This window comes from Anaeromyxobacter sp. (assembly GCA_016718565.1).
In the GTDB taxonomy this organism is placed as follows: domain Bacteria; phylum Myxococcota; class Myxococcia; order Myxococcales; family Anaeromyxobacteraceae; genus JADKCZ01.
This window is the reverse complement of the sequence record JADKCZ010000005.1, coordinates 307,038-328,118: the sequence shown is the minus strand read 5'-3', so window position 1 is coordinate 328,118 and position 21,081 is coordinate 307,038. Positions and strand designations below refer to the sequence as shown.

The 21,081-nt window shown below is 75.6% G+C and carries 14 protein-coding genes; 7 read left to right on the top strand and 7 right to left on the bottom strand.

Features of this window, described 5'->3' with window-relative positions; translation table 11 throughout:
- The first annotated feature begins 162 nt into the window (after positions 1–162).
- Positions 163–1,116 carry a sensor histidine kinase gene (locus IPO09_13875; GenBank protein ID MBK9518409.1) on the top strand — a complete coding sequence of 318 codons (954 nt, stop codon included), beginning with the start codon at positions 163–165 and terminating at the stop codon, positions 1,114–1,116.
- Positions 1,113–1,805: a response regulator transcription factor gene (locus IPO09_13870; GenBank protein MBK9518408.1), complete on the top strand. Its 693-nt coding sequence runs from the start codon at positions 1,113–1,115 to the stop codon at positions 1,803–1,805. The genes IPO09_13875 and IPO09_13870 overlap by 4 nt, the downstream gene beginning before the upstream one ends.
- A gap of 34 nt (positions 1,806–1,839) precedes the next feature.
- Here IPO09_13870 and IPO09_13865 read toward each other — a convergent pair whose 3' ends face one another.
- Positions 1,840–3,330: an L-seryl-tRNA(Sec) selenium transferase gene (locus IPO09_13865; GenBank protein ID MBK9518407.1), complete on the bottom strand. Its 1,491-nt coding sequence runs from the start codon at positions 3,328–3,330 to the stop codon at positions 1,840–1,842.
- 129 nt (positions 3,331–3,459) lie between these two features.
- Here IPO09_13865 and nuoL point away from each other — a divergent pair, with 129 nt between their 5' ends.
- Genes nuoL through IPO09_13850 form a run of 3 tightly spaced genes read left to right on the top strand, consistent with a single transcriptional unit; the run spans position 3,460 to position 8,536 of the window.
- Positions 3,460–5,487, top strand: a complete 2,028-nt coding sequence (gene nuoL, locus IPO09_13860; GenBank protein ID MBK9518406.1) for an NADH-quinone oxidoreductase subunit L — start codon at positions 3,460–3,462, stop codon at positions 5,485–5,487.
- Positions 5,488–7,059 (top strand): NADH-quinone oxidoreductase subunit M, encoded by a 1,572-nt coding sequence (locus IPO09_13855; protein MBK9518405.1) that lies wholly within the window; start codon positions 5,488–5,490, stop codon positions 7,057–7,059. It abuts the gene before it with no gap.
- Position 7,060: 1 nt separating this feature from the next.
- Entirely contained in the window at positions 7,061–8,536 is a 1,476-nt protein-coding gene (locus tag IPO09_13850; GenBank protein ID MBK9518404.1) for an NADH-quinone oxidoreductase subunit N, read from the top strand.
- Between the two features lie 500 nt (positions 8,537–9,036).
- On the opposite strand, the gene IPO09_13845 is transcribed toward IPO09_13850, so the two are convergent.
- The 6 genes from IPO09_13845 to IPO09_13820 all read right to left on the bottom strand — a co-directional run bounded on the left by IPO09_13845 (position 9,037) and on the right by IPO09_13820 (position 16,217).
- Entirely contained in the window at positions 9,037–10,395 is a 1,359-nt protein-coding gene (locus tag IPO09_13845; GenBank protein MBK9518403.1) for a sigma-54-dependent Fis family transcriptional regulator, read from the bottom strand.
- An 80-nt stretch (positions 10,396–10,475) separates the two neighbouring features.
- Complete coding sequence (selB, locus tag IPO09_13840; GenBank protein ID MBK9518402.1) at positions 10,476–12,425, bottom strand: selenocysteine-specific translation elongation factor; 1,950 nt, start codon at positions 12,423–12,425, stop codon at positions 10,476–10,478.
- An 18-nt stretch (positions 12,426–12,443) separates the two neighbouring features.
- The gene (locus IPO09_13835; GenBank protein MBK9518401.1) at positions 12,444–13,004 is read right to left on the bottom strand and encodes a phosphoribosyltransferase; all 561 of its coding nucleotides are present in this window, start codon (positions 13,002–13,004) and stop codon (positions 12,444–12,446) included.
- A 349-nt stretch (positions 13,005–13,353) separates the two neighbouring features.
- Complete coding sequence (locus IPO09_13830; GenBank protein ID MBK9518400.1) at positions 13,354–14,331, bottom strand: Hsp33 family molecular chaperone HslO; 978 nt, start codon at positions 14,329–14,331, stop codon at positions 13,354–13,356.
- 77 nt (positions 14,332–14,408) lie between these two features.
- Positions 14,409–15,353 (bottom strand): SDR family oxidoreductase, encoded by a 945-nt coding sequence (locus IPO09_13825; protein ID MBK9518399.1) that lies wholly within the window; start codon positions 15,351–15,353, stop codon positions 14,409–14,411.
- Positions 15,354–15,362: 9 nt separating this feature from the next.
- Positions 15,363–16,217, bottom strand: a complete 855-nt coding sequence (locus IPO09_13820; protein ID MBK9518398.1) for an acyltransferase family protein — start codon at positions 16,215–16,217, stop codon at positions 15,363–15,365.
- A gap of 125 nt (positions 16,218–16,342) precedes the next feature.
- Here IPO09_13820 and IPO09_13815 point away from each other — a divergent pair, with 125 nt between their 5' ends.
- Both IPO09_13815 and IPO09_13810 read left to right on the top strand, forming a co-directional pair.
- Positions 16,343–17,173 carry a cyclic nucleotide-binding domain-containing protein gene (locus IPO09_13815; GenBank protein MBK9518397.1) on the top strand — a complete coding sequence of 277 codons (831 nt, stop codon included), beginning with the start codon at positions 16,343–16,345 and terminating at the stop codon, positions 17,171–17,173.
- Positions 17,170–21,009 (top strand): zinc-ribbon domain-containing protein, encoded by a 3,840-nt coding sequence (locus tag IPO09_13810; protein ID MBK9518396.1) that lies wholly within the window; start codon positions 17,170–17,172, stop codon positions 21,007–21,009. The genes IPO09_13815 and IPO09_13810 overlap by 4 nt, the downstream gene beginning before the upstream one ends.
- Positions 21,010–21,081 lie beyond the last annotated feature (72 nt).

The window sequence follows — 21,081 nt, the reverse complement described above, 5'->3', positions numbered from 1 at the left end:
GGCTCACCAGGTCTGCTCCCTCTCCCCTCCGGGGAGAGGCTCACCAGGTCTGCTCCCTCTCCCCTCCGGGGAGAGGCTCACCAGGTCTGCTCCCTCTCCCCTCCGGGGAGAGGGCAGGGGTGAGGGGGTGAGGAACGACGCTCCCGGCCGCGTTCCGCTAGGATGGACGGCCTCGTGCGCCGCGTCCTGCCGCTCATCATCGGGTTCGTCTTCGTCCCGGCCGCCCTCCTGCTGGCCATCGGGATCCTCATCCTGGTGTTCGGCGCGGCGCCGCGGGACTACGTCTTCGGCGGCCTGATCCTGGCGCTGGTGGCCACCACCGTGGCCGGCACCGCCGCCACCCTGATGGTGGTGCAGCGCGAGGCCCGGGTGGCCCGGCTGCAGACCGACTTCGTCAACAAGGTCAGCCACGACCTGCGCACCCCGCTCACCAGCATCCGCATGTTCGTCGAGACGCTGCAGCTGGGGCGGCTGCCGGACCCGGAGCGGCAGCGCGAGGCGCTGCACATCATCTCCGAGGAGACCACCCGGCTCTCCATGCTCATCAACCGCCTGCTCGACTGGGCCCGCATGGAGTCCGGCAAGCGCAGCTACCAGTTCACCCGCCAGCCGCTCGAGCCCATCCTGGAGGCGGCCGTCTCGGCCTTCGCCCCGCAGCAGCTGAGCCACCCCTTCGAGCTGCGGCGCGCCCTGGAGCCCGGCCTGCCGCCGGTGATGGCCGACCGCGAGGCGCTCACCGGGGCGCTGCTCGACCTGCTCAACAACGCCCACAAGTACACCGGGCCGGACAAGGTCATCACCGTGTCGGCGGCCCGCGCCGGCCCCACCGTGACCATCTCGGTGAGCGACAACGGCCCGGGCATCGCGGGCTCGGACCAGCAGCGCATCTTCGACAAGTTCTACCGGGCCCGCGATCCCCTGCAGCGCACCATCGAGGGCTCGGGCCTGGGCCTGGCCATGGTGAAGCACATCGTGACGGCGCACGGGGGGCGCATCGGCGTGACCTCCGAGGTGGGCCACGGGGCCACCTTCACGGTCGTGCTGCCGTCCGCCGAGCCGGCCGTCGCCCCGCTGGAGACCGCCGCCCCGCGCGCCGGCCGGAGGACCCCGCCGTGAGCGAGCGCATCCTGGTCATCGAGGACGACCCCTCCATCCTGCGCGGCCTGCAGCTCAACCTGGGCATGGAGGGCTACGCGGTCCGCTCGGCCGCCGACGGCGAGACCGGCCTGACCATGGCCCGCGCCGAGCGCTTCGACCTGCTGGTGGTGGACGTCATGCTGCCGCGCCTCGGCGGGCTGGAGGTGATCCGCGAGCTCAGGCGCGACGACCCCGACCTGCCGGTGCTGATCCTCTCGGCCAAGGGGCAGGAGTCGGACAAGGTGGCCGGGCTGCAGCTGGGGGCCGACGACTACATGGTGAAGCCCTTCTCGCTGAAGGAGCTGCTGGCGCGCATCGGCGCGCTGCTCAGGCGGCGGCGCGCCCGCGGCGAGACCGGCGCCCCCCGGGACCTCAGGCGCGCCGGCCACGTCGAGGTGGACCTGGCGGCGCGCCGCGCCAGCGCCGGCGGCAAGCCGCTCGAGCTGACCGCCAAGGAGTACGACCTGCTGGCCTGGTTCGTGGCCCACCCGGACCGCGTCTACTCGCGCGAGCAGCTCATGGAGGCGGTCTGGGGCTCGCGCTACTTCGGCACGGCGCGCACGGTGGACAACTTCGTGGCCCGGCTGCGGGCCCACATCGGCGACGACGCCGACGCGCCGCGGCACCTGGAGACGGTGCGCGGGGTGGGCTACCGCTTCAACCCGTAGCGGCCGGTCCGGCGGCGAGCCCGACCTGCCCGGCTCAGCCGCCGAGCGCCCACCGGAGCGCCGCCACCACCTGCGGCCCCTCGCCCGGCAGCACGGTGCGCGGGTCGAGCACCAGCTCGCCGGCCTCGATGCGCCCCACCACCGGCGGGTCGGCTCGCCGCAGGCGCGCCGCCAGGGCGTCGGGGTCCGCCACCGGGAGGGCCAGCACCGCGGTGGGGAGCGTCTCGCCCGGCAGGGTGCCGCCGCCCACCGCCGACTCGGAGGCGCGCACCCTCGCCCCCGGCGCCGCGCCCTCCAGGGCCGCCAGCCACCCGGCCGCCTCCGCCTGCAGCGCCGCGAGCGGCCGGGAGATGGCCCGCCAGATGGGGAGCTCGTGCAGGGCCTCGCCCCGCTCGTAGTGGCCGAGCGTGGCGGCCAGGCCGGCCAGCGCCACCTTGTCGAGCCGGAGCGCGCGCAGCAGCGGGTGGCGCTTCACCAGCGCCACCGCCGCCGCCCGCCCCACCAGCAGCCCGGCCTGCGGTCCGCCCAGGAGCTTGTCGCCCGAGAAGCAGACCAGGTCGGCGCCGGCCGCCACCCGCTCCGGCACGGTGGGCTCGGGCGCCAGGCCGTAGGGCGCGGTGGGCAGCAGCGCCCCCGAGCCGAGGTCGTCCACCACCCACAGGTCGCGCCGCCTCCCCAGGGCCACCAGCTCCGCCAGGGTTGGCTCGGTGACGAAGCCGTCGAGCCGGAAGTTGGAGCGGTGCACCTGCAGCACCGCCCGGGTCCTGGGCGTGATGGCCTCCTCCACGTCGCCGAGGTAGGTCCGGTTGGTGGTGCCCACCTCCACCAGCGCCGCGCCGCTGCGGCGCAGCACGTCGGGGATGCGGAAGCCGCCGCCGATCTCGACCAGCTGCCCGCGGCTGACGATGACCTCCGGCGGGCCGCTGCCCGGCGCCTCCGGCGGCCCGGCGCCCGGCGCCTCCGGGGTCGCCGCGCCCGCCGACCCGGCGGGGCCGTCGCCGCGGCCGGCGCCCGAGGGGCGGGCGCCGGAGAGGGCCGCCAGCGCCACCAGCACCGCCGCGGCGCCGTTGTTGACCGCCACCGCCGCCTCGGCCCCGGTGAGCCGGCAGAGGGCCGCCTCGGCGTGGTGGTACCGGTCGCCGCGCCCGCCGGCCTCGAGGTCGTACTCGAGGTTCAGGTACCCCTCGGCCGCGGCCGCCATGGCCCGCGCCGTGGCCGCCGAGAGCGGCGCCCGCCCGAGGTTGGTGTGGATCACCACTCCTGTGGCGTTGACCACCCGCCGGAGGGTGCCCCGCCCCTCGACGGCCAGGCGGTCGAGCAGGGCTGCCTCGAGGGCCTCCGGGGGAGGGCAGGGGGCCCCGCCCAGCACCTGCTCGCGCCGCAGGCCGAGCTCGGCGCGCACCGCCGCCATCACCACCTCGTGGCCCAGGCGGGCCACGAAGCCAGCGCGATCCGCCGCGCCGAGGAGGCGGTCGGCCCGGGGCAGCCTGCGGAGCTCGGCCGTGGGATCGGGGGCGGCGCACATGATCGCTCGGGTCTAGCACGACCGCGGTTCGTGGACTTCACGGGTAGGCATCACCGCGAACCGACGGGAGAATCGGTCAGAAGATCGTTGCCTTGCCCGCGTGGGACAGGTAATCCTTCGCCCCACCCTATGCCCGCTCTCGCCAACCCCTCCGCGGCCGAGGCGTATCTCTGGGCCATCATCCTCTTCCCGCTCGCCGGCGCCCTGATCAACGGGCTCATCGGGAAGCGAATCGGCAAGGGAAACGCGACCCTGGTGGCGCTCGGCGCCATGGTGGGCTCGCTCTCCATCGCCGTCATCGCGTTCTCGTGGGCCCTGGCGGGCCGCACGCTCCACTTCCGCGGTGACCCGTGGATCGCGGTGACGGGCTCGGACGGTCGCGCCCTCATCAACCTCACCTGGAGCCTGCTGGTCGACCGGCTCTCCGGCACCCTCCTCCTGGTCATCACCGGGGTGGGCACGCTGATCCACGTCTACTCGGTGTCGTACATGTCGCACGAGGACGACGCCGGGTACGCCCGCTTCTTCACCTACCTCAACCTCTTCGTCGCGGCGATGCTCACCCTCGTCCTCGGCGACTCGCTGCTCCTCACCTTCGTCGGGTGGGAGGGCGTCGGCCTCTGCTCCTACCTGCTGATCGGCTTCTGGTTCACCGATCCGCAGAAGGCCTACGCCGGGCGCAAGGCGTTCATCGTCAACCGGGTCGGCGACTTCGGCTTCCTGGTGGGCGTCTTCTCCCTCATCGCCATCTTCGGCACCCCCGGCTACGCCGACCTGCAGGCGGCGGCGCGGGTGGTCACCCCGGACGCGGTCATCACCGCCGGGGTCTTCGCCGGCCACACCTACCAGGCGGCCGTCACCTTCGCCCTGCTGGCGCTCTTCGTGGGCGCCACCGGCAAGTCGGCCCAGCTGCCCCTCTACATCTGGCTGCCGGACGCCATGGCCGGCCCGACCCCGGTCTCGGCCCTGATCCACGCCGCCACCATGGTCACCGCCGGCGTCTACCTGGTGGCCCGCAACTCCATGCTCTTCACGCTGGCGCCGGCGGCCATGGCCACCGTCACGCTGGTGGGCGCCATCACCGCGCTCTTCGCGGCGGTCATCGCCTTCACCCAGACCGACATCAAGAAGGTGCTGGCCTACTCCACGGTGAGCCAGCTGGGCTTCATGTTCATCGGCGTCGGCTGCGGCGCCTGGTGGGCCGGCGTGCTGCACCTGGTGACCCACGCCTTCTTCAAGGCCTGCCTCTTCCTCGGGGCCGGCTCGGTGATGCACGGCATGGGCGACGAGACCGACATCCGCAAGATGGGCGGCCTGGCCAGGAAGATGCCGCACACCCACTGGACCTTCCTGGTGGCCTCCATCGCCGCCACCGGCATCCTGCCGCTGTCCGGCTACTGGTCGAAGGACGCCATCCTGGGCAACGCCCTCTTCAGCCACAACCCGGCCTGGCACCAGGTGGGGCCCTGGGCCTACGCCCTCGGCTCGCTGGCCGCGCTGGGCACCGCCTTCTACATGACGCGGCTCTACTGGCTCACCTTCCAGGGCGCGCCCCGCACCCCCGCCGCCGAGCACGCCCACGAGTCGTCCTTCATCATGACCGTGCCGCTCATGGTGCTGGCGGTGCTGGCCACGGTGGCCCTGGTGCTCGGCCTGCCCCACGGCTTCGGGCCGCTCTCCGAGCTCTTCCAGAGCTACCTCGCGCCGGTCTTCGCCCCCGGCACCGACCGGCTCCTGGAGGTCGGTCACTTCCGCGCCGGCTCCCACGGGGTCTGGCCGTACCTGGCGGCCTGGGGCATCGCCCTGGTGGGCACCCTCATCGGCTGGTCCATGTACGGCGGCGGGCTCATGAAGCTGCCCGGCCAGCTGGCCGGCGCCCTGCCCCGCACCTACCGCCTCATGGTGGACAAGTTCCGGGTCGACGAGATCTACGACCTCTTCGTGGTGCAGCCCCTCAAGGCCACCGCCTACTTCCTCTGGCGGGTGGTGGACGTCTTCCTCATCGACGGCACCGTCAACGGGGTGGCCAAGGTGGCCGGCCTGCTCGGCTCGTTCGTGCGGCTCAGCCAGAACGGCGACCTGCAGCGCTACGCGGCCATCATGGCGGTGGCCGCGGCGGCCATCCTCTGGACCGTCCTCGGCGTGGGAGGGCTGTAAGTGAACCTGCTCACCGTCGTCACCTTCGTGCCGCTCACCGGGGCGCTCCTGCTGGCGCTCATCCCGCGCAGCGAGGCCGGCCAGCACCGCGTCGCCACCCTGGCGGTGGCGCTGGTCACCTTCTTCCTGTCGCTGGGGCTCTGGTTCGGCTTCGACGCCTCGGCCGGCGCGCCCGAGTTCCAGTTCGAGGTCAAGCAGCCCTGGATGTCGTCGATCGGCATCGGCTACCACGTGGGGCTCGACGGGGTGGCGCTGCTGATGGTCATGCTGACCACGGCGCTGATGCCCATCGTCATCCTCTCCACCTGGAAGGCGGTGGAGGAGCGGGTCAAGGAGTTCATGATCGCGCTGCTGGTCCTCGAGACCGCCATGATCGGGACCTTCGCCGCGCTCGACCTGGTGCTCTTCTACGTCTTCTGGGAGCTGATCCTCATCCCCATGTACCTGCTCATCGGCGTGTGGGGCTCGCAGAACAGGCTCTACGCCACGGTGAAGTTCTTCGTCTACACCTTCGCCGCCAGCGTGCTCATGCTGCTGGCCATCCTCTTCATCTACTTCCACGACGGGAACACCTTCGACTACGTGGAGGCCCGCAGCGCCCTCTCGGTGACCCCCGACCAGGCCCGCTGGCTCTTCCTGGCCTTCGCCCTGGCCTTCGCGGTCAAGGTGCCGATGTTCCCGCTGCACACCTGGCTGCCCGACGCCCACACCGAGGCGCCCACCGCCGGCTCGGTCATCCTGGCCGGCGTGCTCCTCAAGATGGGCACCTTCGGCTTCTTCCGCTACGCCCTGCCGCTCTTCCCGGAGGCGGCCCTGACCTACCGCCCGCAGCTGGCGGTGCTGGCCACCATCGGCATCCTCTACGGCGCGCTGATGAGCCTGGTGCAGACCGACATGAAGCGGCTGGTGGCCTACTCCTCGGTGTCGCACCTGGGCTTCGTCATGCTGGGCCTGGCGGCCCTCTCGGCCGAGAGCCTGACCGGCTCGGTCTACCAGATGCTCAACCACGGCGTGTCCACCGGGGCGCTCTTCCTCCTGGTGGGCATGCTCTACGAGCGGCGCCACACCCGGGCCATCGCCGAGTACGGCGGGCTGGCCAAGCAGGTGCCCTGGCTGGCCACCGCCTTCGTGGTGGTGACGCTCTCCTCCATCGGCCTGCCCGGCACCAACGGCTTCGTGGGCGAGTTCCTCATCCTCTCCGGCACCTTCCTGTCGCGCCTGGCCGGCGGCGCCATGTTCGCCACCCTGGCCTCCATCGGCGTCATCCTGGGCGCGGTCTACATGCTGGTGCTGGTGGAGAAGGTCTTCTTCGGGAAGATCGAGAACCCGGCCAACCGGCACCTGCCGGACCTGTCGGTGCGGGAGGGCTTCGTGCTGGCCCCCCTGATCGTGGCCATCGTGGTGATGGGCCTGGCGCCCGGCCCGTTCCTGGCGCCGGCCAAGCCGGCGGTGGATCGCCTGGTGGTGCGCTTCCAGCAGGCCGAGGCCCGCCTGGGCGCGCCGCCGTCGGTGGGCACCGCCGACACGGCGGTCGCCACCCGGCCCAGCCTGCCGCCCGGGAGGGGCTTCTGACATGAACGGCTTGCCCGTCCGCGACCTGGCCGCCATGGCCCCGGTCGCCGTCCTCACGCTCGGCGCCCTGGCGCTGCTCATGTCGGAGGTCTTCCTGACCGCCTCCGGCCGGCGCGGCTACCAGGCGGTGGGCACCATGATCACCGCCGCGGTGGCCACCGTCTTCGCCGTGGTGGGGCCGCCGGCCGGCAGCGTCTTCGGCGGCCAGGCCACGGTGGACGCCTTCAGCGTCTTCGTCACCGTGGTGGTCAACATGGGCGTGGGCCTGTCGGCGCTGGTGTCGGCCGGGTGGCTGCGCGCCCGCGACGCCGAGCGCGGCGAGTACTACGCCCTGACGCTCTTCGCCGCGGCCGGCATGGTGCTGCTGGGGATGGCCTCCGACCTGCTGGTGGCCTTCGTGGCCATCGAGATCATGAGCCTCTCCACCTACGCCCTGACCGCCTTCCAGCGGCGCGGCCGCCGCCCCTCCGAGGCGGCCTTCAAGTACATGATCCTGGGCGCCATCTCCTCGGCGCTGCTGCTCTACGGCTCCTCGCTGATCTACGGCGCCACCGGCACCACCCTCTTCTCCGGCATGCACGGCGGGCGCGGCGCCGGCTCCCTGCTGCTGGTGGCCGGGCTGGGCCTGGTGGCCTCCGGCATCGCCTTCAAGGTGGCGGCCGTCCCCTTCCACGCCTGGACCCCGGACGTCTACGAGGGCGCCCCCACCCCGGTGACCGCCTTCATGGCGGCCGGCGTGAAGACCGCCGCCTTCGCCCTGCTGGCGCGCATCTTCCTCTCGTCGCAGACCGGCGCCCAGGTGGCCGACCTCTCCTTCGAGAAGATCCTGACGGTGCTGGCCATCCTCACCATGGTCTTCGGCAACCTGCTGGCCCTGCCGCAGCGCAGCGTCAAGCGGATGCTGGCCTACTCGTCGGTGGCCCACGCCGGCTACCTGCTGGTGGGCGTGGTCTCGGCCAAGGTGGAGGGGGCCCGCTCCATCGCGCTGGCCGGGGTGCTCTTCTACCTGGCCGCCTACACCGCCACCGCCATCGGCGCCTTCGCCGTGGTGGGCGCCATCGAGTCCCGCGACAGCGGCGAGGAGCCGAAGGGCGCCTGGGACCTGTCGCGCTTCTCCGGCCTGGCCCGGCGCAACCCGCTGCTGGCCTTCGTCATGACGGTCTTCCTGCTCAGCCTGGCGGGCGTGCCGCCCACCGCCGGCTTCGTCGGGAAGCTGTACATCTTCAAGGCCGCCGTGGGCGCCGAGCTCTACGGGCTGGCCATCACCGGCGTGCTCACCAGCATCCTGGGCGCCTTCTACTACCTGCGCGTCATCGTCCACATGTACATGAAGCCGGGCGAGGGCGAGGAGCCGGTGGTGGCCGCGCCCACCATGGCGCTGGCGCTGGGCTGCGCCGTGGCGGTGGTGGCCATCCTGGGCGTCTTCGGCGACCCGCTGGTGCGGCTGGCGCAGGCGGCCAGCGCGGTGGTGATGTAGACGACCGCCGGGGCCCTTCCAGCAGCCAGGCCGCCCCAGGAGGCGCCGCCAGCGAGCCCTCGCTGCGGCGCCTTCGCTGCGTCCGGGGTCGGGATGGGCGGCCGCTCCCTCCGGCGCGCTGCCCAGCCCGCGCCTCCTGGCCGCTGCGCGCGGCCGGGGCCTGCGGGCGCGGCGGGCAGCCCTTCAAAAGAGGAAGCGCCGAGCGCAGCTGAAGTGGCGGGGGGGGACCGTCCTCAACAGGCTGCTCGGCGCTTCCAGCCCCATACGGTAGCAACGAGGGTGCCAACCCGGATGGGGCTGGCCGTCTGCCGACAAAAGACAGTGACGACAGCCCCTTGAGCTCCGCCTGGTGTCCCGGGCGCGCCGACTCCGGTCGTCTCGCTGCCCGCTCCATCGTTCAAGAGTGCAATCCAGTTTCAGGAGTGCACGACGAGGCCCGACGGTGAACTCGGTCCGCCGGCTCGATCCGCGACCTCGCTCCGCCGGCACGGTCCTCGACCTCAGGCCGGGCCGGCCCCGCGCGACGAGATGCCGAGCCGCTTCATCTTGCGCCACAGCGTGGTGGCCGAGACGCCCAGGTCGCGCGCCACGCGCCCCAGGTCGCCCTCCTGCCGCGCCAGCGAGGCCTCGATGGCGCGCCGCTCCGCCTCCTCCACCGCGGCCGCCAGCGTGCGGCCCTCCCCCTCCTGCGCCTCCCCCGGCGGCGGCAGCGGGCCGCCCTCCTCCAGGGAGACGTCCTCGGCCCGGATCTCGTCCTGCGGCGAGAGGGCGGCGGTCTGCTCGATCATGTTCTCCAGCTCGCGCACGTTGCCCGGCCAGGGGTGGTCGGCCAGCTTGAGCAGGGCCTCGCGGGAGAGGGTCCGGGAGGTGCCGGCCCGGGCGTTGAAGCGGGCCAGGAAGTGGGTGGCCAGGAGCGGCACGTCGTCGCGGCGCTCGCGCAGCGGCGGGATGCGCACCGGCACCACGTTGAGCCGGTAGAAGAGGTCCTCGCGGAAGCGCCGCTCCGCGATGGCGCGGCGCAGGTCCTGGTTGGTGGCGGCGATGACCCGCACGTCCACCTGCAGCGAGACCGACTCGCCCACCCGGCGGATCTCGCCGTCCTGCAGGGCGCGCAGGAGCTTGGCCTGGAAGCCGGGGCTGGTCTCGCCGATCTCGTCGATGAAGAGGGTGCCGCCGCTGGCCTCCTCGAAGAGCCCGCGGCGCGCCCGGGTGGCGCCGGTGAAGGCGCCGCGGGCGTGGCCGAAGAGCTCCGACTCCAGCAGCGTCTCGGTGATGGCGGCGCAGTTGACCGGCACGAAGGGCTTGTCACCGCGCCGGCTGGTGACGTGCAGGGCGCGCGCCACCACCTCCTTGCCGGTGCCCGACTCGCCGGTGAGGAGCACGGTGGCGTCGGTGGCGGCCACCCGCCGGATGCGGTCGAGCACGTCGCGCATGGCGGCCGAGCGCCCCACGATGTGGTCGAAGCCGTGGCGGCGGCGGAACTCGCCGGCGAAGAGGCTGACCTCGCCCACCAGGCGGCGCTTCTCCACCGCCTTGGCCACCCGCAGCAGGAGCTCGTCGTCCTTGAAGGGCTTGGCCAGGAAGTCGGAGGCGCCGCGCCGGATGGCCTCCACCGCCGACTGGATGGTCCCGTAGGCGGTCATGACGATGACCTCGGTCTCGGGGGCCAGCTGGCGCGCGGTGCGCAGCACCTCCATGCCGTCCACGTCGGGCATGCGCAGGTCGGTCAGCACCACGTCGAAGCTCTCGCCCTGCAGCCGCTCCACCGCGGCCACCCCGTCCACCGCCTCCTCCACCAGGTGCCCGGCCCGCCGCAGCACCGCGGCGGTGCTGGTCCTGAGCTCGGGCTGGTCGTCCACCACCAGGACGCGGCCGCCGGCGGGGCGCCGCTCCGGGGGCGGCCCCGGCGGCGGGGTCGGGGTGGGCAGGTCGCCCGGGCTCACCCGCCACCTCCGCGCAGCTGGCGCGCCTCGCCCACCCGCAGGGTGACGCGCTCGCGGTCGAAGTACTCGGCCAGCGGGATGACGTGCTTGCGGGTGGCGCCCACCAGGGCCTTGAACTCGGCGGTGCTGACGGTCTTCTGCTCACGCAGCAGCGCCACCAGCCGCGCCTGCAGCGCCGCCACCGCCGCGGCGTCGAACCAGAGCTCGGCCGAGACCCGCACCACCGCCCCCTCGGCCAGCAGGAGCTTGAGCACCGCGGTGGTGTCGGCGGGCGACACCCCGGTGAGGCCCGGCAGCTCGGTGAGCCAGGGCGGGGTCAAGCCGCCGGCCGCCAGCGCCGCCGCCACCTTGGCCTTGGCGAGGCCGCCGGCGCCGCCGGCCGCCGCGGCGCGGTGGGCCGGCTGGCGCACCAGGTCCCCCTCCGCCAGCAGCGCCCCCTGCTCCACCAGCCGGCCCACCAGCCGGGTGAAGAGCCGCGGGTCGGCCACCGGCGGCAGCGCCCCGCGCAGCGCCTCGCGCCCCATCCCGGCCGAGAGCGGCTCCTTGCGGTGGTGCGCCGCCACCGCGGCGGTGAGCCGCCCGGCCAGCTCCTCGGCCACCGCGCCGGAGACCCAGGTGCGGTGCTCGCGGTCCACCAGCAGCGCCTCGCCGCGGGCCGAGAGCCGCTGCAGCGCCTCCTCGGCGGCCTTGTGGGAGAGGGCGGTGCGCCCGACCAGCGCCTCCAGCGGCAGCCCGGCCGGCCCGGCCATGGCCAGCACGGCCGCCACCCGGGCCTCGCGGTCCGGCCCGGCCAGCGCGGCCAGCTGGGCCAGCGGCTCGGGCCGGCCGCGGCGGCGGCGCGGGGCGGCCACCGAGAGGACCCGCCCGCCCGCCAGCGTGGCGCCGCGCCCGTCCAGCTTGGCGAAGCCGCGCAGGATGAAGCGCTGCCCGGGCAGCGCCACCACCGGGGCGGCCAGGCGCAGCTGGGCCGGGGCGGTGGCGCCCGGGGCCAGCTCGGCCCGGTCCAGCAGGGCCACCGTGGCCTGCACCTGGGCGGTGCCCACGTGCAGGAGCAGGCGGGTGCGGTGCTTCAGGGCCCTGGGCGCGGCGGCCAGCAGCGACACCTCGACGTCCAGGAGCGAGGAGGTGGGCACCACCCCGGCGTGGGTGAGCGCCTGGCCGCGGTGCACCGCGCCCGGCTCCAGGCCGGGCAGGTTCACCGCGGTGCGCTGCCCGGCCAGGGCGCGCGGCACGCCGCGGCCGTGCACCTGCACGGCGCGGACCCGGAGCGGCGCGGCCCCCTGCGGCGCCGGCAGCAGCGCCACCAGCTCGCCCTCGGCCACCGTGCCGGAGAGCAAGGTGCCGGTCACCACCGTGCCGAAGCCCTTGAGCGAGAAGGCCCGGTCCACCGGCAGGAGCAGCGGCCCGTCGGCGGGCCTGGGCGGCGCCTCGGCGGCCAGCGCCTGCAGCGCCGCCAGCAGCGCCGGCAGCCCGGCGCCGGTGCGGGCCGAGCAGGGCACCACCGGGCAACCCTCCAGGAAGGTGCCGCGGGTGGCGACGCGCAGCTCCTCCTCGAGCAGCGGTAGCCACTCGGCGCCCAGCCCCGGCAAGAGGTCGCTCTTGGTGACCGCCACCAGCCCGCGCGGCACCCCCAGCAGCCGGCAGATGTCGAGGTGCTCGCGGGTCTGGGGCATGACGCCCTCGTCGGCCGCCACCACCAGCACCACCAGATCGAGGCCGCCGGCGCCGGCCGCCATGGCGCGCACGAAGCGCTCGTGGCCGGGCACGTCCACCACCCCGGCCTGGGTGCCGTCCGGCAGCGTCAGGTGGGCGAAGCCGAGCTCGATGGTGATGCCGCGCCGCTGCTCCTCGGGGAGCCGGTCGGTGTCGACCCCGGTGAGCGCCTTGACCAGGGCGGTCTTGCCGTGATCGACGTGGCCGGCGGTGCCGATGACGACCCGCGACACGAGGCGCTCCCGCCGCCGCTAGACGCCCACGTCGCCCGGGTCCACGCCCGGGTCGGCGCTGGCGGCGCCGCCCGCGTCGAGCTGGTAGTCCCAGCCGAAGAGGATGAGCTGGTCGGTCTCCAGCGCGAACCAGTCGGGCGAGGCGCCGCCGGGGCGCTTCACCAGCACGGCGGTGCGCACCTCGCGGGCGCCGGAGGCCCGGCAGAGGGCGCGCCCCTTGCGCAGCGTGGAGCCGGTGGAGGCCACGTCGTCCACCACCAGCACCCGCTTGCCGGAGAGGTCGGGGAGCTGCGGCCCCGCCGCCGGCAGCGGGGCGGCGTCGCGGCGCCGGCTCTCCAGCCGCAGCGGCAGGAACTCGGCCTGCAGCGCGGCGGCCAGCGCCCCGCCGGCGAAGACGCCGCCCTTGGCGATGCCCACCACCACCTCGGGGCGGAAGCGCTGGCCGATCTCGGCGGCCAGGGTGCGGACCACCTCGCCGAAGGCGGCCCAGCCCAGCTCGCGCACCGCCTTCTTGGGCGAGCGGGACAGGCGGGCCGGGGCCTTGAGGCGGGCCATGGCGAAGCCGTCGGCCACGCCCATGCCGAGCGGGTGGTCGGTGACGGGCAGCCCCGGCCTGGACGGCGCCGCGGCGCGACGGGCGCGCTTCGGGGCGGGCCGGCGGGCGGTGGCCTTCCGGGCGGGCGAGGGGCGCGCGGCGGGCTTCCGGGTGGGCGTGGGGCGCGCGGCGGGGCCGCGCTTCTTCGTGGTGGCGATGGCTCGACTCCGGGGCTCGGCCGGCGCGCCGGCGGTGGGGTGGCAGCCTACCACGCGCGGCGGGCCGCTCGCCCGCCGGCGCAGGCGGCCCGGACCCCACGCGAGCGCCGACGGCGCGACGCCTGGAGGGGGGTCCGCAGGCGCTCAGGCCGGCCCGCCGCCCCTCGGCCCCGCCTCAGGGCCCCGGCTCTGGCTCCGGCTCCGGCTCGACCTGGCGCAGCCGCCGCTCCAGGTCCTCCAGCGCCGGCCGATCGAGGACGTAGTGGGCGTGGCAGAACTCGCACGAGACCTCCGCCTTGCCCTCGCCGGCGATCACCTCGGCCACGCCGTCGGCTCCCAGCGCCGAGACCGCCGAGGTGGCGCGCGCCAGGCTGCAGCCGCAGCGGTAGGCGATCTCCTGGTCGGCCAGCAGCTCGAAGCCCTCGAAGGCCACCGCCCGCAGCACCTCCTGCGCCGAGGGGCCGGTCGCCGAGGCGCCGCCGCCGGTGAGCGCGGCCCGCAGCGCGCCGGCCAGCAGCCGCTCCCGCACCTCCGCCACCGCCTCATCGCTGCCGCCCGGCAGCCGCTGCACCAGCACCCCGACCACGTCGCCCAGCGGCTCGGGCGCCGCCTCGGCGCCGGCCCCGGGCGAGCCCCCCTCGGCGGCGGGCAGGTTGGGGGCCCGCGGCACCACGCACAGGTCCACCGCCGTGGCCACCTGCTCGCTGGCGGTGAACCAGCGGCGCAGCGCGCCGGCCAGGCCGTCGGCGCCCAGCTCCACCGCGCTCCGGTAGAACTGGCCGCTGCCGTGGTCGCGGATCACCGAGAGGAAGCCGGAGGTGCCCAGCGCCACCCGGGCCGCCTCGGCCGGGTCGCCGGGCAGGTGGATGGCGGGGGCGCGCACGTAGCCGCGCACGTTGCCCTCCGGGTCGGCGTCCACGAAGAGGCCGCGCAGCGGACCGTCGCCGGCCACCTGCAGGTTGACGCGCCCGCGGGTGTCCTTCTGCAGCGCGCCCACCAGCGCCCCGGCCGCCAGCCCCTCGGCGAAGAGGTGGGCCGCCGTGGGCGAGAGGCCGTGCAGCATGCGGGCCATGCGGGCCGTGTCGCCCGTGCGGACGAAGAGGGCGCGCAGACCGCGCGAGGGGTAGAGGCCGCGGACGAGCCGGTCGATCATGAGGGGGCGCATCCTCGCGCCGCCGGGGCGCGCGGGGCAAGGGGGTGGGCCCGCCCGGGCGCCCGGCCCGGCCCTGGTCAGGTGAGCACGCTCCGGATGGTCTCCCTGAGCGTGTAGCGCGGCGTCCAGCCCATCTCCCGCGCCGCCCGCGAGCCGTCCACCACGCACAGGTACTGCAGGTGGTCGAGCTCGCCGGCCGGGAAGGAGATGACCCCGGCGCGAAAGAGCCGCTTCAGGGCCGGCCGCAGCAGGAAGTGCGGCACCGGCACCGGGGCGCGGCCCAGCTCCTTCAGGATGAGCGAGAGCGGCAGCTCGCCAGGCCCGGTCACGTTGTAGACGCCGCGCACGCCGGGCCTGAGCGCCAGCACCAGCGCCCGCGCCACGTCCTCCTCGTGGATGAGCTGCACCATGGGGTCGAAGCCCATGACGGTGACCGGGCGCGGCAGGCGCAGGTAGTTGGCGGGCGCGTTCCGCACGGTGGGGCCCACGATGTTGACCGGCCGGAGGATGACGGTCTCGATCTCCGGGTGGCGCCACACGAACGACTGCGCGTACATGTCGACCTCGATGAGGTCGCGCAGGTCGCTGTTGCGGTCGGCCGCCATGAGCGGCGTCTCCTCGGTGAGGAAGTTGGAGTTGTCCGGCAGCGGCCCGTAGACGTTGGCGCTGGAGAGCACCACCACCTTCTTCACGCCGTGGCGCACGCACAGGTCGAGCAGCTTGCGGGTGCCCAGCACGTTGAAGCTGTGGGCCTCCGAGAAGGGCATGCGCGGGTCGTGCATGATGCCGAGGTGGATGAGGGCGTCCACCGGGCGCTTGCGGAAGGCCTCCTCCAGCCGGGCCTTGCGCAGGTCCACCTGGTGGTGCTCCACGTCCTTGGGCTTGTCGCGCAGCGGCCGGCGGTCCACCCCCACCACCCGCGCCTCCACGTGGAGCTGCTTGGCGAGCGCCCGCCCCAGGTTGCCGGAGATGCCGGTGACCAGCACGGTCTGGGGGGCGTCGGTGGGGTCGGGCTGGTCCACGGGGTCCGCCTAGAGGAAGACGCTGGTCCGCTCGGCCAGGCCGCGCTCCAGCAGCGCCTGCACGGCGGCCTGCACCTCGGCCACCTTGCGCTCCAGCTCGGCGTCGTCGTCGTCGGGCGAGCCGGTGAAGCGCATGGGCTCGCCGAACCAGAGGTGGTAGCGGGTCGGCAGCGGCAGCGGCAGCAGGGTGGGGGTGACCGGGAAGGACGGCATGGAGAGGAGCCGGGCCAGCGGCTTCAAGTCGAAGAGCGCCGGGGCCTGCTCCTCGGCGCCCACCACGCCCACCGGCACGATGGGCGCGCCCGCCTCCAGCGCCAGGCGCATGAAGCCGTGGCCGAAGGGGCGCAGCCGGTAGCGCTCGCTGAAGGGCTTGTTGAGGCCGCGCACCCCCTCGGGGAAGACCAGCAGCGCCTCGTCGGCGGCCAGGAGCCGCCGGCAGTTCTCCGGCGTGCCGACGATCTGGCCGATGCGGGCGTAGAAGGCGGAGACGAAGGGCAGGGTGGCCACCCACTTCTCCACCAGCGCCCGCAGCACCCGCGGCGGGTCCTTGTCCACCAGCAGGGCCACCTCGATCATGGCGGCGTCGAGCGGGATCTGCCCGGAGTGGTTGGAGACCAGCAGGACCCGGCCGTCGGACGGCACGTTCTCCAGGCCGTGCAGCTCCACCCGGAAGTACTTGCGGTAGAGCCAGACGAAGGGGGCGGCGGCGGCCACCGCGAAGTCCACGTCCATGCCGTAGGGATCGACGCCGTACTCGTTGCGCGGCGGCGTCAGCTTCTCGAGCCGCCCCTGGGAGCCGGCCCCGGCCAGCGCGAAGGTCCAGGCGCGCAGCCGCTCGAGCAGGATGTCGCCGACCTCGGCCATGGCGCCGATCTAGCACGCCGGGGGGCGGGGGCGCCGGTTCCTTGATGGCAGGCCCCCTCGGGTGTAGCGTCGCGGATCTCCACGGGTTTCGACCGGCGCCGGTCGCGCCGGCTCCCTGGAACACCATGACCTCAGAGCGCTCGGCCGCCGACATCTACGGGCGCGACTTCCCCGCCGGCGCGGTGATCTTCGAGGAGGGAGATCCCGGCAGCCGCCTCTTCGTCATCCAGGCCGGGGTGGTGCGCATCGAGAAGCGCACCGGTGGCCGGGCCCTCACCCTGGCCCGCCTCGGCCCCGGCGAGTTCTTCGGCGAGATGGCCCTGCTCGAGCGCCAGCCGCGCAGCGCCACCGCGGTGGTGGACGAGGCGGCCCGCATCCTGGAGCTCGACGAGGGGGCCTTCGAGCAGGTGGTGGCGGAGCGCAGCGAGGTGGCGCTGCGCCTGCTGGCGCGCCTGTCGCGCCGGCTGCGCCAGGCCAACCGGCAGATCCGCGACTTCCTCTCGGCCGACGCCACCTGCCGCGCGGTGGCGCTCCTGCGCGCCCTGGCAGGGCCTCCCGGCGAGGACGGCTTCCGGCCCATCCCCGCCGAGCTCGACGCCGCCCGGCTGGCCGAGCGCTCCGGCGCGCCCCTCGACGGCGCCGCCCTGGTGGCGCGGCTGCAGCGGGCCCGGCTCCTGCGCCAGGTCGGCGAGCGCGCCTGGCTGGCACCGGAGTCGGTGGTGGCCGAGTACATGCGGTACGCCGAGCTGGCCCCACGCTTCGGCGCGCTGGCCGCCGGCGAGCTCGCCGAGGTGGGCGACCTGCCCGCCGGCCGGGCCTCCCGCCTGGAGGCCGAGCTGCTGCACGCCAGGCTCCTGCCCGAGGGGCGGGTGGGGCGCGACGCCTCCCTGGCCACCGACTACCTCGCCTACCTCGAGCTCCAGCGCCGCTTCGATCCAGAGGGGTCACCGCCATGAGGGTCGCCTGCCCGCACTGCAGCGCCGAGTACCAGATCGACGATCGGCGCATCCCGCCCACGGGCGTCAACGTGAAGTGCCCCAGGTGCCAGGCGGCCTTCCCGGTGCGCCCGGCCGGAGGCGGCGCGCCCGGGGCGGTGCCGCTGCCGGCGCCCGCCGGGGCCCCGCCCCAGCGCGCCGCGTCCCCGGGCGCCGTCCCGCTCCCCGCGCCCGCGGCCATCGCGCCGCCGCCGTTCCCCGCCGCGCCGCCGGGCGGCTCCGGCCTGGCGCCGCCCCCGCTGCCGCGGGCCTCGGTGCCGCTGCCGCCGCCGCTCCCGCGCGGCGGGGCCGCGGCGCCCGGCGCGCCGGCTCCGGGCGCCGTGCCGCTGCCCGCGCCGCCGCCGGCCCGCGCCGGCGCGGGCGCCATCCCGCTGCCGCCGCCTGGCGACGACCTGGACCTGCCGGTGGAGACCTCCCCGTTCGACGCCGGGCCGGTGGACCAGGGCGAGCCCAGCGCCGGCTCGCCGTTCGGGGCCGATCCCTTCGGCGCCGAGGACCTGGGCAGCGCCGCCGCGTTCGAAGCCGGCCCGCCCACCGAAGGGGGCGCCTCCCCGTTCGCGCCGGACGACGCCGCCTTCGCCTCGACCAGCAACCCCTTCGCCTCCGGCGAGCCGGCCTACGCCCCCGGCGCACCTGCCTCCACCGCCGGCGATGCGCCCTTCGGCTCCGGCGGGACGCCGTTCGCGGCGTCCGACAGCCCCTTCGCCTCCGGAGACGACGCCTTCGCCGCGGCCTCCGCGCCGCCGGCCGGGGGGGGCAGCCCATTCAGCCCGCAGGAGCCGCTGCCGGTGGCCTTCACGCCGGCGCCCGCCCAGGCGCCGCTGGGCTTCGGCGAGGTGGACTTCGGCGAGGGCGAGCCGCCCCCGGCCCAGGCCGGAGACCCCTTCAGCGTGCCGCCGCCCGAGGAGGATCCGTTCGCCCGCATCGAGCCGGCCATCCCGCCGCCGCCCCCACCCATGGCGTCCATGCCGCCGGCCGGCACCGGTCCGGGCGGCGAGCTGGAGATGCTCTTCGGCGAGGGGGACCGCAAGCCGGCAAGCCAGGTGCACGGCTACAAGGTGCGGCGCCGCTCCGGCAAGGTCTTCGGGCCGTTCGAGGAGGGCCAGATCGTCGAGATGCTCACCAAGGGGGAGCTGCTCGGCAACGAGGACGTCTCCGGCGACGGCGGCGGCAGCTGGGCCCCCATCGGCACGGTGCCGTCGTTCGGCGCCGCCCTGCGGTCGCTCACCTCCTCGCCCGCCGAGGGGAGCGGGCAGGGCGCCGGCCGCCCGGCCGGGCCCGCGCCGACGGCCGGCGTGCCCTTCGGCGACCGCATGGCCGCCACCAGGCTCACCGAGGGCAAGGCCGCCCGCGTCCCGCTGAAGGACAGGCTGGCGGCCCTGGCCCCGAGCCTGCCGCCCTGGGGGAAGCTGGCGGCCGTCGGCGGCGCGCTGCTCCTGGTGCTGGGCGTCGGCGCGGCCGGCGGCTTCACGCGCCACGGCTGGTTCTTCCACAAGCTCTTCCGCGGCCGCGCCGACGCCGGCCGCCTGGCGGCGCTGCTGGGCACCGCGCGCACCGGGCTGGGCCGCGACGACCTGGCCGGCCAGCGCGAGGCCATGGCCGCGGCGCAGCAGGCCATGGCGGCGGCCGACGACGATCCGGCCGTGCTGGCCACCTACGCCGCCGCGGTGGCGGCGCTCGATCGGGGCCACGCCGCCGCGCCGGACCAGCTGACGCGGGTCCGGGCGGTGGCGGAGCAGCTCGGCAAGGAGGCCGAGGGCGAGCCCGCGGCGCTGCTGGCCGCGCTGGTGGTGGCGGGCCTGGAGGGCGGCGATGGCCAGGCCGCCCCGGCCAAGGCCGCCGCCGGGGCGCTGGAGCGGTCCCTGGGGAAGGGGGGGCTGGACTCCGAGGCGCTGGCCCTGCTGGCGTTCCGGGCGCTGGAGGCCGGCGACGCCGCCAAGGCGGCCGGGCTGGCGGCGCGGCTGGAGGCCGCCCAGGCCGGCACCGCGCGGGCGCCGCTGCTGCTGGGGCGCGCCGCCGCCGCCCGCGGCGACCTGGCGGCCGCGCGCGCCGAGCTCGACAAGGCGCTGGCGCGCCTGCCGGGCCACCCGGTGGTCCGCCTGGAGCAGGCGCTCCTGGCGGAGCGGGCCGGCGACCTGGTGGCCGCGCGCGCCGAGGTGGACGCCCTCCTGGCCAAGGAGTCCGAGGCCAAGCTGGCGCCGCGCGATCGCGCCCGGACGCTGGCGCTCTCGGCCAGCCTGCTGGGCCGGCGGGCCTCCGACGGGGTGCAGGCCGAGGCGGCCTACGACGCCGCCGTGGCCGCCGATCCCAGGCTGCCGGCGGTGCGGCTGGCGCTGGCCGCCTTCCGGCTCAAGCGCGGCGCCCCGGCCGAGGCGGCCGAGGCGCTCAAGCCGCTGGCCGCAGGCGCGGCGGCCGATCCGGCCGTGGCCGAGCTGCTGGTCCGCGCCCTCTCCGGCGCAGGCCGCGCGCTCGACGCCACCCAGCTGGCCGACGCCGCCCTGGCCAAGGCGCCCGGCGACGTGCGGCTCCTGCTGGCGCGCGCCGCCGTGCACGAGCAGGCGAGCCAGCGCGAGCCGGCCGCCGCCCTCTACCAGCAGGCGCTGCAGCGCGCCCCGGACGATCTGCGTCCGCGGCTGGCGCTGACCCGCCTGGCGCTGGCGGCCAAGGACCTGGCCGGCGCCGCCGCGGCGCTCGAGCCGGCGGTGGCCAAGGCCCCCGCCGATCCGACCGTGCAGGCCACCCTGGGCGACCTGCGCCGCGCCGAGGGCAAGGCCGCCGAGGCGGAGGCGGCCTACCGGGCGGCGCTGGCGGCCGACCCGGAGGCGGCGCAGGCCGAGCTCGGGCTGGCGCGGCTGGCCACCGCCAGGGGCGACCTGGCGGTGGCGCGCGACGGCCTGGCCCGGGTGGTGCTGATCGAGCCGCGCAACGCGGTCGCCCAGGCGGCCCTGGGTGAGCTCCTGTGGAAGCTGGGGGACCTGCCCGCGGCCGAGCGGGCGCTGGCCGCCGCGGTGGCGCTGGCCCCGAGCGACGGGCAGGTCCGCATCAACCTGGCGGCCGTCAAGCTGACCCGCGGCGACGCGGCCGGCGCGCTGGCCGAGGCCGAGGCCGGCTCCAACCTGGCGCCTGGGCTGGCGGCCGGGCACCACTGGCTGGGCCGGGCCCTCCTGGCACGGGGCGAGACGCCCGGCGCGCTGACGCAGCTGCGGCGGTCGGTGGAGCGGGACCCCGGCAACGCCGGCTTCCTGCTGCACCTGGGCATGGCGCAGGAGAAGGCCAACGCGCTGGGCGACGCCATCGAGTCCTACCGCGCCTCGGCGAAGGCCGACCCCAGCCAGCCCGAGGCCTTCGAGCGGCTGGGCCTGATCTTCGCCACCGCGGGGCGCTGCGAGGACGCGGCGCCGTCCTTCGAGCAGGCGCTGGTCGCGGCCCCCAGGGAGTCACGCCTCAAGATGGCGCTGGCCGACTGCCGCCTCCGGACCCGCAAGGGCGCCGAGGCGGTGCGGCTCTACCGCGAGGTGCTCCGCGACGACCCGGCGGCGGTGCAGGTGCTCTACCGCCTGGCCAGGGCGCTGCACGAGACCCAGGGGGCGGCGGCGGCGCTGCCGTTCTACGAGCGGGCGGCCAAGGAGGAGGCGGGCAACCCCATGCCCCACTACTACCTGGGGTACGCCTTCAAGGAGAAGGGCGTGCGCGCCCGCGCCATCCAGGAGTTCAAGGCCTACCTGGCCGAGCGGCCCGACGCCGACGACCAGGCGGACATCCGAAGGGAGATCGAGGACCTGGGCGGCACGCCCTGACGGGGCCGCCCCCGCCGGGGCGGGGCCCGGCCTCGCCTTGACAGCGGAGACCTTCCGTTTTAGGGAAGCTCC

Bases quoted from the DNA above. Each gene is read 5' to 3' on its own strand.
- IPO09_13875 (MBK9518409.1), top strand. From the start codon at position 163: ATGGACGGCCTCGTGCGCCGCGTCCTGCCGCTCATCATCGGGTTCGTC.
- IPO09_13865 (MBK9518407.1), bottom strand. From the start codon at position 3,330: ATGTGCGCCGCCCCCGATCCCACGGCCGAGCTCCGCAGGCTGCCCCGG.
- nuoL (MBK9518406.1), top strand. From the start codon at position 3,460: ATGCCCGCTCTCGCCAACCCCTCCGCGGCCGAGGCGTATCTCTGGGCC.
- IPO09_13850 (MBK9518404.1), top strand. From the start codon at position 7,061: ATGAACGGCTTGCCCGTCCGCGACCTGGCCGCCATGGCCCCGGTCGCC.
- IPO09_13835 (MBK9518401.1), bottom strand. From the start codon at position 13,004: ATGGGCGTGGCCGACGGCTTCGCCATGGCCCGCCTCAAGGCCCCGGCC.
- IPO09_13830 (MBK9518400.1), bottom strand. From the start codon at position 14,331: ATGATCGACCGGCTCGTCCGCGGCCTCTACCCCTCGCGCGGTCTGCGC.
- IPO09_13820 (MBK9518398.1), bottom strand. From the start codon at position 16,217: ATGGCCGAGGTCGGCGACATCCTGCTCGAGCGGCTGCGCGCCTGGACC.
- IPO09_13815 (MBK9518397.1), top strand. From the start codon at position 16,343: ATGACCTCAGAGCGCTCGGCCGCCGACATCTACGGGCGCGACTTCCCC.
- IPO09_13810 (MBK9518396.1), top strand. From the start codon at position 17,170: ATGAGGGTCGCCTGCCCGCACTGCAGCGCCGAGTACCAGATCGACGAT.